This is a genomic window from Sandarakinorhabdus sp., assembly GCF_031430775.1.
Taxonomy (GTDB): Bacteria; Pseudomonadota; Alphaproteobacteria; order Sphingomonadales; family Sphingomonadaceae; genus Sandarakinorhabdus.
In genome coordinates this window covers 1-18,583 of the sequence record NZ_JANPCD010000140.1, presented here as the reverse complement: position 1 = coordinate 18,583, position 18,583 = coordinate 1, and the positions used below count along the sequence as shown (strand labels likewise).

Sequence of the window (18,583 nt, the reverse complement as noted above, 5' to 3'; positions counted from 1 at the left end):
GATGCGGCAAAAGCCGGCCTGCAAATTGGATATGTTGCACAAGGCCCCTTCGGCGCTATGGAATAGCGCATCGTCCCTGCGGAGCGAGCGCCTTGTTCAAGAAGATCCTTGTTGCCAATCGCGGCGAAATTGCCTGCCGTGTCATTCGAACGGCACGCGCCATGGGAATACAGACGGTCGCGGTATATTCCGATGCCGATGCCGGCGCCCTGCATGTCGAAATGGCCGATGAGGCCGTGCATATCGGACCGCCGCCGGCTGCCCAATCGTATCTGCTGGCCGATGCCATCATTGCGGCTTGCAAGGCGACAGGCGCCGAAGCCGTGCATCCCGGCTATGGCTTTCTGTCCGAGCGCGCCAGTTTTGTTGACGCATTGAGCGCGGCTGGCATTGCTTTCATAGGCCCGCCCACCGGCGCCATCGCAGCCATGGGCGACAAGATCGAATCGAAACGCCGTGCCAAGGCCGCAGGCGTCAGCGTCGTGCCCGGCTTTGTCGGGGAAATAGACGGCACCGAGCACGCCGTGGAGATCGCCGGCGGCATCGGTTATCCGGTGATGATGAAGGCTTCGGCCGGCGGCGGCGGCAAGGGCATGAGGCTGGCGTGGAGCGAGGCCGACGTGCGCGAGGGCTTTGAGTCCGTGAAACGCGAGGCGCTGGCCAGTTTCGGCGACGACCGGGTATTCATCGAAAAATTCGTCGAACAGCCGCGCCATATCGAAATCCAGGTGATGGGCGACCAGCAAGGCAACATCGTCTATCTGGGCGAGCGCGACTGTTCGATCCAGCGCCGCCACCAGAAAGTCGTGGAGGAAGCCCCTTCCCCGTTCGTCACGCCAGAAATGCGCCGTGCCATGGGCGAGCAGGCCGTCGCGCTAGCCCGCAACGTCGGCTATTTCTCTGCGGGCACAGTCGAATTCATCGCCGGCGCAGACCGCAGTTTCTATTTTCTGGAAATGAACACGCGGCTGCAGGTCGAGCATCCGGTGACCGAATGCATCACCGGGCTGGATCTAGTCGAATTGATGATCCGGGTCGCGGCGGGCCAGCCGCTGCCGTTTACGCAATCCGATGTGACGCTGACCGGCCATGCCATCGAAACGCGCGTCTATGCCGAAGACCCGTATCGCGGCTTCCTGCCCTCGATCGGCCGGTTGTCGCGCTGCCGCCCCCCCGAAACCGGGCCGGACGGGCTAGGGCGCACTGTGCGCGTCGATACCGGCGTCATCGAAGGCGCTGAAATCTCGATGTTCTACGACCCGATGATTGCCAAGCTGATCACCCATGGCCCAACGCGCGCCGATGCCATCGCTGCGCATGCCGCCGCGCTCGACCGCTATTTCATCCGCGGCATCAGCCATAACATCGACTTCCTGTCGGCGATCATGCAGCACCCGCGTTTCTGTGCAGGCGCCAATGTCACGACCGGCTTCATCGCCGAGGAATATCCCGACGGCTTCCACGGCGCCCCGGCAAGCGACGCGACGCGCGATGCCCTGGTTGCCGCCGCTGCGATCATGCATGCCACCAGTGTCGAGCGCGCCCAGATGATCGATGGCCAGCTTGGCGATGAAGGCGCGGTGTTCGGCACCGACTGGGTCGTTGATCTGGACGGCACGCACTGGCCGGTCAGCGTGGCAGGCGATGCCGGCAGCCATGATGTGGTGCTGGAGGACCGCGACCTTGTGGTGGTCAGCCAATGGCGGATCGGCGAGCCGATGTTCGAGGCCGAGATCAACGGCGAGCCGGTGACAGTAACCGCAGAACGGGCCGGCAGTTTCCTGAAACTCAGCCTGCGCGGGGCAACGCACAATGTGCGCGTGCTCACGCCGCGCGCCGCCGAACTGGCCCGGCACATGATCGCCAAGACGCCGCCCGACATGAGCAAGTATCTGCTGTGCCCGATGCCCGGCCTGGTGGTCAGCATCGCTGTTGCCGAAGGTGACAAGGTGGAGGCGGGACAGCAATTGGCGACCGTCGAAGCCATGTAGATGGAAAACATCCTGCGCGCCGAAAAATCCGGCGTCGTCGGTAAGGTACTGGCCAAGCCTGGCGATTCGCTGGCGGTCGATGCCGTGATTCTGGAATTTGCCGCCTAGGATCAGGAACGCGGCCGGACTTATTCCGCCACAATCAGCCCGTGTCGTTTTTTCCCCGCCGACACTTTGGCGCCCGGCGCGACAATCGCCGCTTCATCGACCACCGGGGCGTCGTCGATGCGGGCGCCGCCCTGGGTTACCAGGCGGCGGGCTTCGCCCTTTGACGCAGCGAAACCAAGACCGACCAGGGCGTCGAGGATGGTGACGGGGGCGGTGACCGCAAAGCTGGGCAAGGCCTCGCCGCTGCCGCCTTCGAAAGTGGAGCGGGCGGTTTCAGCGGCAGCTTGCGCTGCCTCGCGCCCACGGCACAGCGCGGTGGCTTCGGTGGCCAGCACTTCCTTTGCATGGTTGATTTCGGCGCCGGGCAGTGCCTCCAACCTTGCGATTTCGGCCAGCGGCAGTTCGGTGAACAGGCGCAGGAACTTGCCCACATCGGCGTCATGGGTGTTGCGCCAGAATTGCCAGTAATCGAAGTGCGGCAGCTGGTCCTCGTGCAGCCACACCGCGCCCTTGGCGGTCTTGCCCATCTTGGCGCCATCGGAGCGGGTGATCAGCGGCGTGGTCAGGCCATATGCATCGCGGGAATCGACGCGGCGGATCAGGTCGGTGCCATTGACGATGTTACCCCATTGGTCGCTGCCGCCCATCTGGAGCGTGCAAGTGTAGCGGCGGTTCAATTCCAGATAATCATAAGCTTGGAAAATCATGTAGTTGAATTCGATGAAGCTGAGCGGCTGGTCGCGGTCGAGCCGCAATTTGACGGAATCAAAGCTCAACATCCGGTTGATCGAGAAATGCCGGCCGATATCGCGCAGAAACGGCACATAGGCCAGTTTGGACAGCCAATCGTCATTGTTGACCATGATGGCGTCCGTCGGCCCGTCGCCAAAGGTCAGGAACCGTTCGAAAATGCGGCGGATGCTGGCCATGTTGGTGCCAATGGCGGCATCGTCCAGCAACTGACGCGCTTCATCCTTGCCCGAAGGGTCGCCGATCTTGGTGGTGCCGCCGCCCATCACGACGATGGGGCGGTGACCGCTTTGTTGCAGGTGGCGCAGCATCATGATCGAAACAAGGTTGCCGATGTGCAGCGACGGCGCCGTGCAATCAAAGCCGACATAGGCGGTGATCGGTACCGGCCCGGCGGCAGCGGCATCGAGCGCGGCCGGATCGGTGACCTGGTGGATGAAGCCGCGCGCATCAAGCGTGGTCAGGAAATCGGATTTGTAGGTCATGGCGGGGCCGGTTTAGCCGCAGCGGCCCGTCGCGTCACCCCCCTTGGGCAGCAGGCGCGTGTGCGCTACATCACCGGGTATGACACACACGCACCTTGCTATTGGCCTGATGTCCGGCACCTCGATGGACGGGGTGGACGCCGCACTGATCGAAAGTGACGGCGATGGGCATGTCGTGAGCCGGGGGTTTTTGTTTTGCCCCTATGAGGCGGATTTTCGCCAGCGCCTGAAAGATGCCGCCGCCCGCGCGCTGGAATTTCATGCGCCCGGCGATGATGCGATGATTGCGGCGGTGGAGCAGGAGCTGACCGGCCTGCACGCCATGGCCGTGCACCGGCTGCTGGCCGCGACCGGCACCGACCGCGCCGATGTGCGGATCATCGGCTTTCATGGTCATACGGTGGCGCACCGGCCCGACAGGCGCTGGACCTGGCAGATAGGCGATGGTGCCGGCCTCAAGGCAGCGACGCGCATCCCGGTCGCGTTCGATTTCCGGTCTGCCGATGTCGCGGCGGGCGGCCAGGGGGCGCCGTTGGCGCCGGGGTTTCACCGGGCCTTGAGTGCGGGCCTTGGCGACCGGATCGGCGTACTCAACCTGGGCGGGGTTGGCAATCTGACATGGTTTGCAGACGGGCGCTGGGGCAGTTTCGATACCGGGCCGGGCAATGCGCTGATCGATGACTGGACGGCGCTGCACACGGGCCGCAGCTATGACAAGGACGGCGTGCTGGCGGGCGGCGGCACCGTTCATGACAATGTGCTGATGACCATGGCCGACAACGCCTGGTTCGATGCGCCGCCGCCAAAATCGCTGGACCGGGGAGCGTGGGATGCGTCGGTGGTACGCGGGCTGTCGCCAGCGGACGGTGCCGCGACGTTGACGGCGTTTACCGCCGAGACGGTGCGCCTCGCCCTGGGCCATGTGCCGCGTCTGGAGCGGCTGCTGGTGACGGGCGGCGGGCGGCACAATCCGGTGCTGATGCGCGAGATTGCGCGGCGCTGCGGGGTGGCTGCGGACCCGGTGGAGGCGGTGGGCTGGAACGGCGATGCGCTGGAGGCGCAGGCCTTTGCCTGGCTGGCGCTGCGCACGCTGGATGGCCGGGCCATCAGCTGGCCGGAGACGACGGGCGCTCCGACACCAATGACCGGCGGGCGGGTGGCTTAACGCCCGCCGTTTGCCAGCCGTGACGTCGAACGGGCAGTCGCCAAGGCTACGCCTCAGCGCCCGCCATTGCTCAGCCGCATGTCCAGATATCCGTCCACGACCTTCATCAGATCGTCCATTTCATGCTGGAAGAAATGGTTGGCGCCCGCAATGGTCTGATGCTCGATGGTGATGTGGCGCTGGGTCTTGAGCTTGTCGACCAGCTTTTGCACCGCGATGCCGGGGACCACTTCATCGACTTCGCCGTCAACGATGATGCCGCTGGAGGGGCACGGCGCCAGAAAGCTGAAATCATACATGTTGGCAGGCGGCGCGATGGAGATGAAGCCCTTGACCTCCGGGCGGCGCATCAACAGTTGCATGCCGATCCAGGCGCCGAAGGAAAAACCGCCGACCCATGTGGTGTGCGCTTCGGGGTTGAACTGCTGCATCCAGTCCAGCGCGCTGGCAGCATCGGACAATTCGCCGATGCCATTGTCAAAACTGCCCTGGCTGCGCCCGACACCGCGAAAATTGAAGCGCAGCGTTGCAAAGCCGCGCCGCACGAAGCTGTTGTACAGCGCCAGCACGATGGGATGGTTCATGGTCCCCTGGGCCGGGTGCGGCTGCAGCAGGATGGCAACGGGCGCACGCGGCTGGGTACCGGGCTGGTAGCGCCCTTCGAGGCGGCCTTCGGGGCCGGCAAAGATGACTTCGGGCATTAGAATCCCAGTTCTGGCGGAATGAGGAGATTGCGCCCTATATGGGACGCGAACCCCTTGGTGCAATGAAAACCCAAAGAAGCACGATGCCCCGCGTCTATCTTGACCATGCCGCCACGACGCCGATGGCGGCCGCCGCCATCGATGCCATGGTCGCCGCGATGCGCATTGTCGGCAATCCGTCATCAGTTCATGCCGGCGGGCGCAGCGCCTTTGCGATTGTAGAGGATGCCCGCGACACCATCGCCCGCTGGGCCGGCGTGGTGGCCGACGCGGTGGTTTTCACGAGCGGCGGCACCGAGGCGATCGCGTTGGCCATGCGCGGGAGCGCGGGAGCGACGCGCAGCAGCAGCATGGACCGGGCACTGGCGAGTGCTGTGGAACATTCCGCCGTGCTGCAATCGCGCGATGACATTATGACGGTTGCGGTGGACGACGATGGAGTCATCGATTGCCATGTTTTGGAGGCGATGCTGAAACAAGGCGCTGGCATCGTCGCCGTGCAGCAGGTGAACAATGAAACCGGCGTCATCCAGCCGCTTGCAGATGTGGCGGCGTGCGTTTCGGCCCATGGTGGCCTACTGATGGTCGATGCGGTGCAGGCAGCGGGCAAGATGGCGCTGGCGCAGGCTGATTTTGTCGCCATTTCGGCGCACAAGCTGGGCGGGCCGCCCGGTGTCGGCGCGTTGATCGTGCGCGACCCCGGCACATTGCGCGCCGTGCAGCGCGGCGGCGGGCAGGAGCGCGGACTGCGCGGCGGCACCCCCAATCTGCCCGGAATCGCCGGTTTTGCAGCCGCTGTTTTACAAACGTACAATAGCGGTGCAGTCGCCGGCCTGCGCAAACAGCTTGAGCAGCGATTGCTGGCCGTGCCCGGAACCGTCATCAACGGCGCCGGCGCGCCGCGCGCGCCGCACATCAGCAGCATCACCCTGCCCGGCGTGCCAGGCGGTACGCAGGTGATGGCGATGGACATGGCGGGTTTCATGGTGTCGGCCGGCGCTGCGTGTTCGTCGGGCAAGGTGGCGGCCAGCCATGTGCTTGCCGCCATGGGCGTGCCGGCCGGTGATGCGATCCGGGTCAGCCTCGGGCCGGACACGGCGCAGGGTGACATTGACGCATTTGTCGCGGCCTGGCTGGCCATGGCGGCGCGGCTCGGCCAGGGTGGCTTGTCATGAATATGCCGATCTATCTCGATTATGGTGCGACGACGCCGCTTGATCCGGCGGCGGCGAACGCGATGGCACCATGGAGCATGGGAGGGGGTGTCGCGGGGTTCGGCAACCCGCATTCGCCGCATTTGTGGGGATACAGCGCCAAGGCGGCAGTCGAGACGGCGCGCGACGCGATCGCCGAATTGATCGGCGCGCCGCCCGAGTCTATCGCGTTCACGTCCGGCGCGACCGAGGCGGCGAACTGGGCGCTGAAGGGCGCTCTGACGGCGCCGGGCCAGACGCGGCGGCGCATCGTGACGCTGGCCACCGAACACAGCTGCGTGCTGGAAACGGCGCGTTATCTCGAATCGATCGGCGCGCAGTTGACTGTGGTGCCGGTGCGAGAAAACGGCCTTGCCGATATCGGCGACCTGACCCGCGCGCTGGGCGAGGATGTCGCAATCGTCAGCGCCATGCTGGTCAACAACGAGATCGGTGTCGTCCAGGATATCGCCGCCATTGCAAGGGCCGCGCATGCCGTTGGCGCCATCATGCATGTCGATGCAGCGCAGGGCTTTGGCAAGATCGCCATCGATGTAGATGCGCTGGGCATCGACCTGATGGGCATGACCGCGCACAAGATCTATGGGCCAAAAGGCGTCGGCGCGCTGTATCGCCGGCCATTCACCGTGATTGCTCCGTTGCTGCACGGCGGCGGGCAGGAAGATGGCCGGTCCGGCACCTTGCCCACCGCGTTGATCGCCGGCATGGGCGAAGCAGCGCGGATCGCGGGACAGCACATGGCGGCCGACGCGGCGCATGCCCGGATGCTGAATGCGCGGTTGCTGGCCGGGCTGAACGTGCCATACCGGGTGAACGGAGACGTGGCGGCGCGATGGCCGGGCAATCTCAACCTGTCGTTTCCGGGCGTGAATGTGCCGCTGATCGGGCATCTGCCGGGCTTGGCGATATCGTCGGGATCGGCCTGCGCGGCAGTGACGGGCCGGCCCAGCCATGTGCTGACGGCGCTGGGACTGGACGATGCAACCGCAAAGGCGTCGCTGCGGCTGGGCTTCGGGCGATTTACGACCACAGCCGAAATAGACGCGGCGGCGACGCAGATCAGTGCGGCCGTCGCCCGCCAGCGTGATGAGGCCGCATGATGACACGGGTGCGGTTCGTGTCCGCCGATGGCACGAAGGAATCCGTCGTTGAAGCGCAGGCGGGCGCGCGCCTTCTTGAGGTGGCGCAAGCCGACGGCCAGCCGCTGGAGGGCGCGTGCGAAGGCGCCATGGCCTGTTCGACCTGCCACGTCCTCATTATCGGAGGTGATGCCGCACGTCTGCCGCCGCCGACCGAGGAGGAGGAGGACATGCTGGATTTTGCAGTCGGTGCGGGGCGAAATAGCCGGTTGGCCTGCCAGATCCGTCTTACCGACGATATCACTGCGCTTGAGGTCAAGATGCCGTCCGGAGTCGTCAACATGGGCAGGCGCTGAGACGTCATCGGGGCGCCGGCAAGCCATCTGCTGGCTGCGGATGGGCATCGGCCATGTGGCCAGTCCTTTTGGCTAGTGTTGTGTCTTAACATTGTGGTTACTTGAGGGTATGAAGGCTTCAGAGACTCGATGAAACATGACTGTTTTGGTTTTTGGGGGGAACAGGATGCGTACGCTGATTCAGGCCGGTTTGCTGGCCGTTGCACTGACTGCCGTGCCAGCATTGGCGGCACCGAAAAGGGGTCAAGCTGCTGTCGATCTCGATCCGGCAAGCCGCGGCATCGTCAGTGGTACTGGCATCGAAATGCGCGACATCATCGGCATGTCGGACCGACTGGTCCGCGATTTGTTGCAGCGGCCGGACATTGCCAATTCGCAGACTCCGCCGCGCATCATCCTCGAAGGGTCGCGAATCCTCAACAAGTCGAGCCAGCGGCTGGACACCGACATGTTCTCGGACCAGTTGCGCTCGCAGCTGCTGCGTGCCGCTGCGGGGCGCATGCGCTTCCTGAGCCGCGAAAACCTTGCCGATGTCGCCGACGAGCGCGAACTGAAGCGTGGCGGCCAGACCGATGTCGGCACGCGCGGCCTGACGCGCGCTGTCGCCGGCGCCGACTATCGCCTCGTGGGCCGCATCACGTCGCAGGACGCGCGCAACAACACCACAGGCATGCAGCAGCGCGCCATGCAGGTGATCTTTGAGCTGATTGATCTTGAGACGACGGAAACCGTTTATATTTCAGAACCTTATGTCATCCTGCGAGCGCAGGGCGACGACGTCGTGTATCGGTGAGCCTGTCAGGCCGCCAAATGGCGCCTGTACGGAATAGGACTTTTGGGACTGCGGCCGGGCACGCGTGGGGGACAATCGCGCGCCGAGCCGAAATGGGGGGCAGGACGTTGAAGAGCAAGACACTGATACTGGCAGGCGCGGCATTGCTGCTGTCGCCGATGGCGATGGCACCGATGGCGATGGCACAGACCGCGCCGGCTGTCGTTGATCCGGCGGCCGAAAAGGCAGCGCAGGCCGCAGCCGCTGCGGCGGCAAAGGCTCGCGCCAAGCAGGTTTCGGCCTGGAAGCGCCAGTATGGCGAAGGGCCGTACCCGGACGAAACCGACGCATTTCTCGGCAACAAGAATGAAGCCCTGAAGCCGTACTGGACCGCGCTGTGGACCGGCGGTGAGCGCAATTCCGTGTTGAATTTCCAGCGGCTTGGGCTGGCAGCGATGGAAGTCGGCGATTGGCGCACGGCTGAAAAATCGTTCGATGCCGCTTTGATGCGCATTGAAACGGTCTATGCCAAGGATGCCCGCGCCTCGGCAGCCCGGTCGCTGTTCGCCAAGGAAGCCAACAAGGATTTCAAGGGCGAGCCTTATGAGCGCTCGATGGCCTATTATTATCGCGGCCTGCTGTATTTGCGCAAAGGCGATTTCGGCAATGCCCGCGCCTCGTTCAAGGGCGCCGAATTCCAGGACACCGTGTCGGAACAGGAAGAGTTCGGCAGCGATTTTGCCGCGATGAACTATCTGATCGGCTGGTCGACGCGCTGCATGGGGGACAATGCCGGCGATGATTTCGCCGCTGCCGCCAAGGCCGAGCCGACGCTGACCGAACCGCCGCGCGATCACAATGTCATCCTGATCGCCGAAACCGGGATTGCCCCGATGAAGGTCAAGGACGGCGCCGAAAGCGAGAAAATGGTGTTCCGCGCCATCGAAGGCATGCCCGAAACCGATGCCCGGTTCAGCCTGGCCCCGGCTGGCGGAAGGGCGATGGCGGTTCCGACACTGCAAGCGTCGAGCGTCTATTACCAAGCCACCACGCGCGGCGGGCGCGCCATGGACGGCATCCTCAAGGGCAAGGCCAACTGGAAATCGGGCACTGCACAGGTGGGCAATCTGACCACCCAGGCCGGCTTGAGCATGATGAACAGTGGCCAGGGTGGATCGGCCGGTGCCTATGTGGCAGCGGCAGGCATGTTGTTCTCGATGTTCTCGTCGGCAATGAAGGCCGATGCGGATGTGCGGTACTGGGACCAGTTGCCAGACGGGCTGGAGCTGGCCACGGCTCGCATCAAAGGCGACTTCAAACCCAGCGTGCAATTCATGTCGCCGTCGGGCCCTGTCGACCTCAAGCCTGCCGCAATAATGACGGGCGGCAATGACGTCTGCAAGGTTGTCTGGACGCGATCGCGTTCGGCATTGACGGGCACCGATACACCCGGCGATGATATCAAGGTGCGGGCCAATGTGGCGCGCAAGAAGGACGTCGCGCTGAAGGACCGGGCCTTCCGCAACAGCCTTGCTGATTTTGACCAAGTGGCATCCTGAGGAGTAGAGACAATGCGAGCGTTGATCTTGACGGGGCTTTTGTTGGCCGCTGCGGCGCCGGCATTCGCTGCTGAAAACCGAGTTGTCACCTGCGACACGTGGCGGGCACGCGCTGCCGGATCGCCGGGCGGTCCGGCGCTGGTCGCCAATGTGCCGCGTTCGATGACACCGATCGATCTCAATGCGGTACAGTTCACCGACCGCAAGCTTGGCCGCACGGTCATTGTCGAGGCTGTGCAGGCAGCGCGCAACCCTTCGGACGGACTGAAGATCTTTGCCCGCTTCGTGAATTGCAAGTCCAAGCCGGTCACGATCCAGGTCCGGACGAACTTCCTCGACGCCAACCAGATTCCGACGGAGAACCCCTCGGGCTGGCGCACGATTTTCCTCAGCCCGCGCGCAACCGCCGGCTATGAGGAAAATTCGATCGGCGGCGCGCGAGTCGCGGCGTTCTATGTCGAATTGCGGCCCAATCTGTGATGCGCCGCCTGTCGCAACTGGGAGCCATGGCCCTGTGTGCTGCTGCAACCGCGGCAATTGCACAGGCACCGGCCTATCGCCCTGACACGGTGCCCGCGCCGCTGTACCGTGACGGCCAGCCGATGGTGCTGACGCCGCCGCCGCCTGCCGCACGCCCGCAGGATGCCGCCGCCGCCGCCTTTCGCAGCCGCTATGCCAGGATGAAAAGTCCCAGCATGATGCTGTTGTGGAACCGTGCATTTTCGGATGAAGTGCAGTCGGAATATGTCGATCGCACCCGCGTCAGCAGCAGCGCCGAAGGCGTGCTGCTTTATGCGCCCGGCGCCGCCTATGCCGCACGCGCCGGCCAGGCCGAGATCACGTCGGGCCGGACGCGCCTTCGTGAGGGCCAGCCAGGCGCAGTGCTGGATGCCGAAGATGATGCAGGCGTCGAAACCGGCTTCACCGAACGGCTGCAGTCCAATGGCGTGCGCTTTGTCGATCGTGCCATGGCCATGCGGACCTCGCGCGCCGCGCGCGGCCTGAAGGGCGATGCCAACATCCAGCAGGTGGAAACGGATGCGGTGTCGGGCCGGTCGAATTACCTGATCGAGGTCAGCCAGATTCCGGCCAGTGATTCGCCCAACGGCGCCAAGTTTCGCGTCACCGTGAAGAACATCCGCACGGCGGGCGTTCTGGCCAGCTTCACCAGCAATGGCGCGCCGCCGATGGGCCGGGCGCGGTTGGTGCCGGGCGTGGGCGGATTCCAGCGGGAGGCACCGCGCACACCGACATCGGCCATGATCGGCGCCGAGCTTGCCGACCAGTTGATGGCGCGGTTGTCGGTCACACTGAAGTAAGCCTTCGCAAGGCAGAACTATCGGTCAGCCCCGCCCCAAAGCGGGGCTGACAGTGTTTTGAGGCGGCAAGATACGTCGCCGCACAAATGGGACTTGTCCCACACCCTCCCCTGCCCCATATGCGGCTTGGGAGTCGGGCGGGCAGTGCTTTCGCCAACCCGGTCAGGTCCGGAAGGAAGCAGCCGCAACGAATCCGCACTGGGTCGTTCCCGGCTCCCACCATGCAGCACCACAAGCACGCATCGCGCAGTAAAACGAACGCGCGCCCGTCGCGATGGCATCATCAGTTCCTTTGACGCCAACTTCCCCATGACGCCGCGCCGCGCCTCCGCTAAGACTGTATCCCATGTCTGACGAAATGGATTTTGCACTTCCCGGCATGGAGCCGCCAACGGCGGGGCCGACTGCGGGACCGGCAGCCTATCGCGTGCTGGCGCGCAAATATCGCCCGGCCAGTTTCGATACCCTGCTGGGCCAGGAAGCCATGGTGCAAACGTTGGGCAACGCCATCGCGCGTGGCCGGCTGGCGCAAGCCTGGCTGTTGACCGGCGTGCGCGGTGTCGGCAAGACTTCGACGGCGCGCATCATTGCCAAGGCGCTGAACTGCGTCGGTGCCGATGGCCAGGGCGGCCCGACGATATCACCCTGCGGCGTGTGCGAGCCGTGCATCTCGATTGCCGCCGGCCAGCATATCGATGTCATCGAGATGGATGCGGCATCGAACACCGGCGTCGATGATGTGCGCGAAATCATCGAGGGCGTGCGCTATGCGTCCGTCTCGGCGCGCTACAAGATCCATATCATCGATGAAGTGCACATGCTGTCAAAGGCAGCCTTCAACGCGCTTTTGAAGACGCTGGAGGAGCCGCCACCGAACGTGAAGTTCATTCTGGCAACGACAGAAGTGGCCAAGGTGCCGCTGACCGTTCTGTCTCGGTGCCAGCGTTTCGACCTTCGGCGTGTGCCGGCGGACACGCTCACGGCGCATTTTGCCGATATTGCCGTGCGCGAGGGTGTCGAGGCCGAAACCGACGCGCTGGCGCTGATTGCACGGGCGGCCGAAGGGTCGGTGCGCGACGGCCTGTCGATGCTGGACCAGGCGATTGCCCATGCCGGCGGCGGCGTGACGGCGGCGGCAGTGCGCGAAATGCTGGGGCTGGCTGATCGCGGCATGGTGCGCGCGCTGCTCGGCAAGGCACTGGCCGGCGATGCGCCGGCGGCGCTGGCGATGATCTCGGAACAATATGATCTGGGGCTGGACCCGGAAAACCTGCTGCGCGCGCTGCTGGAACTGGTGCACGGCATCACGAGATACCGCATCGCGCCGCGCCCGGATCTGTCGCTGTCGGCAGAGGAACAGGCCGAATTTGCCGGCTGGGCGCAGCATTTGAGTTTTCCGCGCCTGCACAGCCTTTGGCAGCTGCTGCTCAAGGGGCTGGGCGAAGTGCAGAGCGCGCCGGTGCCACTGCAGGCCGCCGAAATGGCGCTGCTGCGACTGATCCATGCCGCCGACATGCCCGACCCAGGCACGCTGATCCGGCAATTGCGCGAAGGCGGGATGGCGCAGTCCGCGCCGGCGGCTGCGCCGGCAGCAGCGCCGGAGGCAGCAGAGCCGCAGGCATCCACACCGGCATCTGTGCCTGCACCAGCAACTGCGCTGGAAGCCGTTTCGGTACCCACAGGGCTTGCCGAAGTCGCGGCGCTTTTCCGAGCGCGCAACGAGGCACGACTGGCGCATGTCCTGACCGACGAGGCCAGGCTGGTAGCGTTTGCGCCCGGCGCCATGACGCTAGCGGGAACCGTTTCCAAAGAACATCAACTCGCCATTGCGCGCTATTTGTCGGATTGGACCGGCCAGACGTGGCAGATCGATTGGCAGGCGAATGGCGGTGTCGCTACCTTGCATGAGCAAGGCCGCGCGGCAGCCGCAGCAACGTTGGCGGCGATGCGCGAAGACCCCTTGGCCCGGGCGCTGATCGACAGCTTTCCGGGCGCCGAAATCGAACCGAGGAACAGTCATGCCCAGTCTTGAGGAATTGATGGACGCTGCACGAGGTGTGCAGGAACAGATGGCCCGCGCCCAGGCCGAGCTAGACCGTATCGAGGTCGAAGGGCAGGCCGGCAGCGGCGCTGTCAAAATCCGCACCACGGCGCGCGGCGATGTGCGCAGCATCGCGATCGACCCGGCGATGATGACAGCCGACCAGCGGGAAATGCTGGAAGACCTGATCGTAGCGGCGTTCAACGACGCCAAGTCCCGCGCCGACCGCGCCGGCAGCGCCGAAATGGGCAAGCTGACGGCGGGCATGGAACTGCCGCCGGGGTTCAAGCTGCCGGGGCTGTAGCGCGGATTTGGCCATTGCCATGCCCAAATCCTTGCCATAGCTTTAACGCCTGATCGGCGCGGTTTTCTGCCCGCCGGGGGCCAGTGCTTTGCGCCTGGTACGTTTCGGGGGATGGCCATGGCGACCAAATTGAGCATGGAAGAATTTCGCGCCATGAGCGTGCTTTCGCGCGCGCGCAGCGGCCTTTTAGTTAACACCTTTGGTGGCACCCAGCTGAAATTCGGCTCGGCCCATGTCCTCGACGATACCAAAAAGCTGCTGACCACCGGCAAGAAACTGAAATCCGGCGGCCAGAAACTGGCGCAGGGCGGCCAGGCCGCCACACAAACTGCCAGCCAAACTCCGGGTATCAAACAGGCGATCGACGCCTTCATCACCCAATGCGCCGATGTCGAGAACATCGCCGAGATCGCCGCCGTCATCGGCAGCGAGGCGCTGGCTGACCTGATCGCCGAAGTCGCGCCCTATATCGGCATACTGTGGAGCGGCAAGAAGCTGGCGCAGGCGACCAAGGCCGTGGTCGAGGATGGCTACAACCTTTACAAGCAAAGCTATCGCCGCGAGGGTTTTCGGGTCGGCGATCCGGTGGCGGCAGCCGATGCCATCACCACCATCATCCAGCGCGACCTGACGCGCCATTCCATCGACCTGGCGCGCCAGACTGTTGCCACGGGGGCCAAGATCGGCGGGCTGTTCGCCGATTTCGGCACGGCGACGACCGCAGCCATCGGCATCGGCAACGCGCTGGCCGGGCTCGGCTTGCAACTTTATGCGCTCGGGCTTGATATCAAGGACATGCGCGCCGGCAACAAGCGGCTGAAAACGCCCGACACGCTGGATGCCACAGTGTTTGGCGAATGCCCGATCCTGGGCTGCTATCTGCTGACCTGTGCCGACACGTCGTCGGTCATCAACATGTTCATTGCTGATATCGGCCTGCCCGGCTGGCAGGACCGGATCGAAAAGCTCAAGAAAGACAAGATGGACCCGCTGCTCAAGATTTCGAAAAAGGCGATCAAGGCCTCGCATCTCCAGCTTGAGGGCCTGCAATCCAACAAGGGCACCATCAACGAAAAGGGCTTTTTCGCCAGCATCAAGAGCAAGGTGGCGCACAAGGTCATGGGCCGATAAGGTCAGGCATCTTCTCCATCAGGAAAGCCTCCGCCATGTCCGAGACCATGCTGCAATTCCGTTCCCTGATCACTGCCGAAAGCGGGCTGGAAATGTCGTTGGCCGAGGTGCCGGTGCCGGTCGCCGGCGACGGCGAAATTCTTGTTCGCATCGAGGCTGCACCGATCAACCCTTCGGACATCGGACTGCTCTGCGGCGCGGCCGATATGACTGGCGCAGTGTTCGGCGGCACCGCCAGCCACCCGGTGGTGACGGCGCCAGTGCCGCCGGCCGGGCTGCGCGCCATGGCCGGACGGATGGGCCAGTCGATGCCGTGCGGCAATGAAGGCGCTGGCACGGTCGTCGCTGCTGGGGCTGGCGCGGAGGCGCTGCTGGGCCGCAAGGTCGCCATCATCGGCGGCGCCACTTATGCCGGGTACCGCGCTGTCCGCGCCTCGGACGCGCTGCTGCTGCCCGAGGGCGCAACCGCCGAACAGGGCGCGTCGTCGTTCGTCAACCCGCTGACGGCGCTGGGCTTTGTCGAGACGATGCGGCTGGATGGGCATAGCGCCATCATCCACACCGCAGCGGCTTCGAACCTGGGCCAGATGCTGGTGCGGATCTGTGCGGCCGACAAGGTGCCACTGGTCAACATCGTGCGATCTGCGCAGCAGGCGGCGCTGCTGCACGGGCTGGGTGCGACCCATGTCATCGACATGACGGCGCCGGATTTCGTCGCGCAATTGGCCGATGCCTGCGAGAAAACCGGCGCGACATTGGCATTTGATGCCATTGGCGGCGGTACGCAGGCCGGGCAGATATTGACGGCGATGGAAATCGCCATCGGGCGCCGGCCGGGCGGTTACAGCCGCTATGGTTCCGAAGTTCACAAGCAGTTGTACGTTTACGGCGGGCTGGACATGGCGCCGACGGTCATGACGCGCGGCTTTGGCATGGCATGGGGCATGGGCGGCTGGCTGTTGTTCCCGTTCCTGAAACGGCTGGGCGCCGAGGGCGCGGAGCGGCTGAAGGCGCGGGTCGCGGCCGAACTGACGACCACGTTCGCCAGCCATTATTCGGCGCGGGTCAGCCTGGCGGAGATGCTGTCGGAAGATGCGGTCAAGGGTTGGTACCGCCGCGCGACGGGGACCAAATATCTGGTGGTGCCGGATTGATTTGGGGTCCCGGCCTCGCCCCGGAGTGCTGGGTGGCAGTTCAGCTCTTCAGGCAGACGTCGATGCCTTCGTCCCGCACGACTCGGACGCGTTTTTCGATGGCGCGGGCGTGGCGGCGCAGTTTGCGCCCCAATTCGGTAGGGTCGCGCTTGATCGGCTGTGGCAAGATGGTGGCGATGCGTGCGGCTTCGCGCGTTGACAGGTCGGCGGCGCTTTTGCGGAAGTAATGCTGGCTGGCGGCTTCGACGCCATAGATACCAGGGCCCATTTCGGCAATGTTCAGATACACTTCCATGATCCGCCGCTTGCCCCAGATCTGCTCGATGAGCAGCGTGAACCATGCCTCAAGCCCCTTGCGGACATAAGAGCGCCCCGGCCACAAAAAGGCGTTCTTGGCGGTCTGCTGGGAAATCGTGGAACCGCCGCGCAGTTTGCGGCCCGAGGCATTGGCGCTGACCGCCGCCTCTATGGCGTCGAGATCGAACCCGGCATGGGCGCAGAACTGCGCGTCTTCGGCACCAATCACGGCCCTTGGCAAGGCCTTGGTCATGGCGGTGATCGGCACCCAAGTTTGGCTGACATGGCGGCCGGCAAAGCTGTCGCGTGCCATCGGCCAAGTCATCGGCACGGGCAGGAATTTATAGGCCGCGACCCACAACAAGCTGAGCAGCACGGCGAGCAGTGCCAACCTGATCAGCCAGCGCAGGCCGAATGAAAGGGCCTGAGCCATCACGGGCCGTAAAACAAAATCAGCAGCATGGCGGCAGATGGCCCGCCCGCCCCCTGCCCGTCAATGCGGTTGTTTGCGCAGGCGCGGGGCGGTGTTCATGCAGGCTCGGGCAGCAGGCGCGCGTCTGTCGCCAGCCGGTGCATGGCCTGGGTCAGTTTTTCGAACGCGCGCACTTCGATCTGGCGGATGCGTTCGCGGCTGATACCGAATTGCTGCGACAGTTCCTCAAGCGTTTCCGGCTCGTCGACCAGCCGGCGCTGGGTCAGGATATGGCGCTCGCGTTCGTTCAGCGCTTCCATGGCGCGGCCCAGCAGGGCGTGGCGCTGGTCGCGTTCCTGGCCATCGGCGAGCAATTCGTCCTGCAGCGGGCCGTCATCGGCCAGCCAATCCTGCCATTCGCCCTCGCCTTCCTCGCGCAGCGGGGCATTGAGGCTGGTGTCGCCGCCCATCGCCATGCGGCGGTTCATCGAATTGACCTCGGTCTCGGTGACACCCAGCGTCGTGGCGATCTTTGACAGATGCTCGCCGTGCAGGTCGCCGTCCTCCATCGCGCCCAGCTTGCCCTTGAGGCGGCGCAGGTTGAAGAACAGCTTTTTCTGGGCGGCGGTGGTGCCGATCTTCACGAGGCTCCAGGACCGCAGGATATATTCCTGGATCGAGGCCTTGATCCACCACATCGCATAGGTCGCGAGGCGAAACCCGCGCTCGGCATCGAATTTCTTGACGCCCTGCATCAGCCCGATGTTGCCTTCGGCAATCAGTTCCGCCACCGGCAGGCCATAGCCGCGATAGCCCATGGCGATGCGCGCCACGAGCCGCAGGTGCGAGGTGACCAGCTTGGTCGCAGCCTCGGGATCCTGATGTTCCTGCCAACGGCGCGCGAGCATATACTCCTGCTCGGGCGCCAACAGCGGGAATTTGCGAATCTCGGCCAGATAGCGGTTGAGCCCGGCATCGGAGCCGAGCGCGGGGATGCTGGCGGTCTTGAGGGCGGGAACATTGGCCATGGCATTCACTCCGTTGCGGCGGTTTCGGCATAGGAACCCGAAAGACGACCGATAAGTTCCACAATATCGTCCGGCAGGGCGGATTCGAAAGACAGATTTTCTTGGGTGACGGGGTGTACAAACCCCAGCGTCGCCGCATGCAGGGCCTGACGGGCAAACCCCATCGCCTTGAGAACCGGTGCCAGTTTGCCCGGTGTGCGGCCATAGCTGGCATCGCCCAATAGCGCATGGCCGATAGATGCCATGTGAACGCGGATCTGGTGGGTGCGCCCGGTTTCCAGCCGGCATTCGACATGGGCAGCGCCGTCAAAAACTGCGATCGTGCGGTAATGGGTGACGGCGTGCTTGCCGCGGCCGGCCCCGACGATGGCCATTTTCTGGCGATTGGCGCTTGACCTTGCCAGCGCGCCCTCGATTCGGCCGCCGGGCGGCACCGGCACGCCGGCAACGATGGCGGTGTATCGCCGGTTGACGGTATGCGCGGCGAACTGGCGCGACAGGCCCTCGTGCGTCGGATCGTCCTTGGCAACGACCAACAGCCCCGATGTATCCTTGTCGATGCGGTGGACGATGCCGGGCCGCGCCACGCCGCCGATGCCCGACAGCCGCCCGGCGCAGTGATGCAGCAGCGCGTTGACCATGGTACCATCGAGATTGCCGGCGGCAGGATGCACAACCAGCCCGGCCGGCTTGTCGACAACCAGCAGATGCGCG

17 protein-coding genes, 1 other RNA gene and 1 pseudogene are annotated in these 18,583 nt (G+C 64.5%); 14 read left to right on the top strand and 5 right to left on the bottom strand.

Features of this window, described 5'->3' with window-relative positions; all coding sequences use genetic code 11:
- Nucleotides 1–92: 92 nt before the first annotated feature.
- Nucleotides 93–2,099, top strand: a pseudogene (locus RMQ73_RS08725) (acetyl-CoA carboxylase biotin carboxylase subunit).
- A gap of 20 nt (nucleotides 2,100–2,119) precedes the next feature.
- Here the strand turns inward: RMQ73_RS08725 and tyrS are convergent.
- The gene (gene tyrS, locus RMQ73_RS08720; protein ID WP_310497762.1) at nucleotides 2,120–3,334 is read right to left on the bottom strand and encodes a tyrosine--tRNA ligase; all 1,215 of its coding nucleotides are present in this window, start codon (nucleotides 3,332–3,334) and stop codon (nucleotides 2,120–2,122) included.
- Nucleotides 3,335–3,413: 79 nt separating this feature from the next.
- Between tyrS and RMQ73_RS08715 the strand changes: the two genes are divergently transcribed.
- A complete protein-coding gene (locus tag RMQ73_RS08715; protein WP_310497761.1) occupies nucleotides 3,414–4,499 on the top strand; it encodes an anhydro-N-acetylmuramic acid kinase in 1,086 nt (361 codons plus the stop codon).
- A 53-nt stretch (nucleotides 4,500–4,552) separates the two neighbouring features.
- Here the strand turns inward: RMQ73_RS08715 and RMQ73_RS08710 are convergent, their stop codons facing one another.
- The gene (locus tag RMQ73_RS08710) at nucleotides 4,553–5,200 is read right to left on the bottom strand and encodes an alpha/beta hydrolase (RefSeq protein ID WP_310497760.1); all 648 of its coding nucleotides are present in this window, start codon (nucleotides 5,198–5,200) and stop codon (nucleotides 4,553–4,555) included.
- A 41-nt stretch (nucleotides 5,201–5,241) separates the two neighbouring features.
- Between RMQ73_RS08710 and RMQ73_RS08705 the strand changes: the two genes are divergently transcribed.
- From RMQ73_RS08705 to RMQ73_RS08650, 12 genes are all read left to right on the top strand, one after another.
- Entirely contained in the window at nucleotides 5,242–6,378 is a 1,137-nt protein-coding gene (locus RMQ73_RS08705; RefSeq protein WP_310497759.1) for a cysteine desulfurase family protein, read from the top strand.
- The gene (locus tag RMQ73_RS08700; protein ID WP_310497758.1) at nucleotides 6,375–7,517 is read left to right on the top strand and encodes a cysteine desulfurase family protein; all 1,143 of its coding nucleotides are present in this window, start codon (nucleotides 6,375–6,377) and stop codon (nucleotides 7,515–7,517) included. Before RMQ73_RS08705 ends, RMQ73_RS08700 begins: the two co-directional genes overlap by 4 nt.
- Entirely contained in the window at nucleotides 7,517–7,852 is a 336-nt protein-coding gene (locus RMQ73_RS08695) for a 2Fe-2S iron-sulfur cluster-binding protein (protein ID WP_310497783.1), read from the top strand. Before RMQ73_RS08700 ends, RMQ73_RS08695 begins: the two co-directional genes overlap by 1 nt.
- A 166-nt stretch (nucleotides 7,853–8,018) precedes the next feature.
- The gene (locus RMQ73_RS08690; protein ID WP_310497757.1) at nucleotides 8,019–8,645 is read left to right on the top strand and encodes a CsgG/HfaB family protein; all 627 of its coding nucleotides are present in this window, start codon (nucleotides 8,019–8,021) and stop codon (nucleotides 8,643–8,645) included.
- Between the two features lie 107 nt (nucleotides 8,646–8,752).
- A complete protein-coding gene (locus RMQ73_RS08685) occupies nucleotides 8,753–10,183 on the top strand; it encodes a hypothetical protein (RefSeq protein ID WP_310497756.1) in 1,431 nt (476 codons plus the stop codon).
- Nucleotides 10,184–10,195: 12 nt separating this feature from the next.
- Nucleotides 10,196–10,663: a hypothetical protein gene (locus tag RMQ73_RS08680; RefSeq protein WP_310497755.1), complete on the top strand. Its 468-nt coding sequence runs from the start codon at nucleotides 10,196–10,198 to the stop codon at nucleotides 10,661–10,663.
- Nucleotides 10,663–11,502, top strand: coding sequence for a hypothetical protein (locus tag RMQ73_RS08675; RefSeq protein WP_310497754.1), 840 nt, complete (start codon nucleotides 10,663–10,665; stop codon nucleotides 11,500–11,502). Before RMQ73_RS08680 ends, RMQ73_RS08675 begins: the two co-directional genes overlap by 1 nt.
- A 127-nt stretch (nucleotides 11,503–11,629) precedes the next feature.
- An RNA gene (ffs, locus tag RMQ73_RS08670) (signal recognition particle sRNA small type) lies at nucleotides 11,630–11,724 on the top strand.
- 124 nt (nucleotides 11,725–11,848) lie between these two features.
- Nucleotides 11,849–13,534 (top strand): DNA polymerase III subunit gamma/tau, encoded by a 1,686-nt coding sequence (locus RMQ73_RS08665; protein ID WP_310497753.1) that lies wholly within the window; start codon nucleotides 11,849–11,851, stop codon nucleotides 13,532–13,534.
- Nucleotides 13,521–13,847, top strand: coding sequence for a YbaB/EbfC family nucleoid-associated protein (locus RMQ73_RS08660; protein ID WP_310497752.1), 327 nt, complete (start codon nucleotides 13,521–13,523; stop codon nucleotides 13,845–13,847). Before RMQ73_RS08665 ends, RMQ73_RS08660 begins: the two co-directional genes overlap by 14 nt.
- A 135-nt stretch (nucleotides 13,848–13,982) precedes the next feature.
- Nucleotides 13,983–14,978 (top strand): hypothetical protein, encoded by a 996-nt coding sequence (locus RMQ73_RS08655; protein ID WP_310497751.1) that lies wholly within the window; start codon nucleotides 13,983–13,985, stop codon nucleotides 14,976–14,978.
- Between the two features lie 35 nt (nucleotides 14,979–15,013).
- Complete coding sequence (locus tag RMQ73_RS08650; protein WP_310497750.1) at nucleotides 15,014–16,132, top strand: zinc-binding dehydrogenase; 1,119 nt, start codon at nucleotides 15,014–15,016, stop codon at nucleotides 16,130–16,132.
- 40 nt (nucleotides 16,133–16,172) lie between these two features.
- Here RMQ73_RS08650 and mtgA read toward each other — a convergent pair whose 3' ends face one another.
- The 3 genes from mtgA to RMQ73_RS08635 form a co-directional block, all read right to left on the bottom strand.
- Nucleotides 16,173–16,862, bottom strand: a complete 690-nt coding sequence (mtgA, locus tag RMQ73_RS08645; protein WP_310497749.1) for a monofunctional biosynthetic peptidoglycan transglycosylase — start codon at nucleotides 16,860–16,862, stop codon at nucleotides 16,173–16,175.
- A gap of 95 nt (nucleotides 16,863–16,957) precedes the next feature.
- Nucleotides 16,958–17,869, bottom strand: coding sequence for an RNA polymerase sigma factor RpoH (gene rpoH / locus RMQ73_RS08640; protein WP_409049854.1), 912 nt, complete (start codon nucleotides 17,867–17,869; stop codon nucleotides 16,958–16,960).
- A 5-nt stretch (nucleotides 17,870–17,874) separates the two neighbouring features.
- Nucleotides 17,875–18,583: RluA family pseudouridine synthase (locus RMQ73_RS08635; RefSeq protein WP_310497747.1), on the bottom strand; the 709-nt coding region annotated here is incomplete at its 5' end.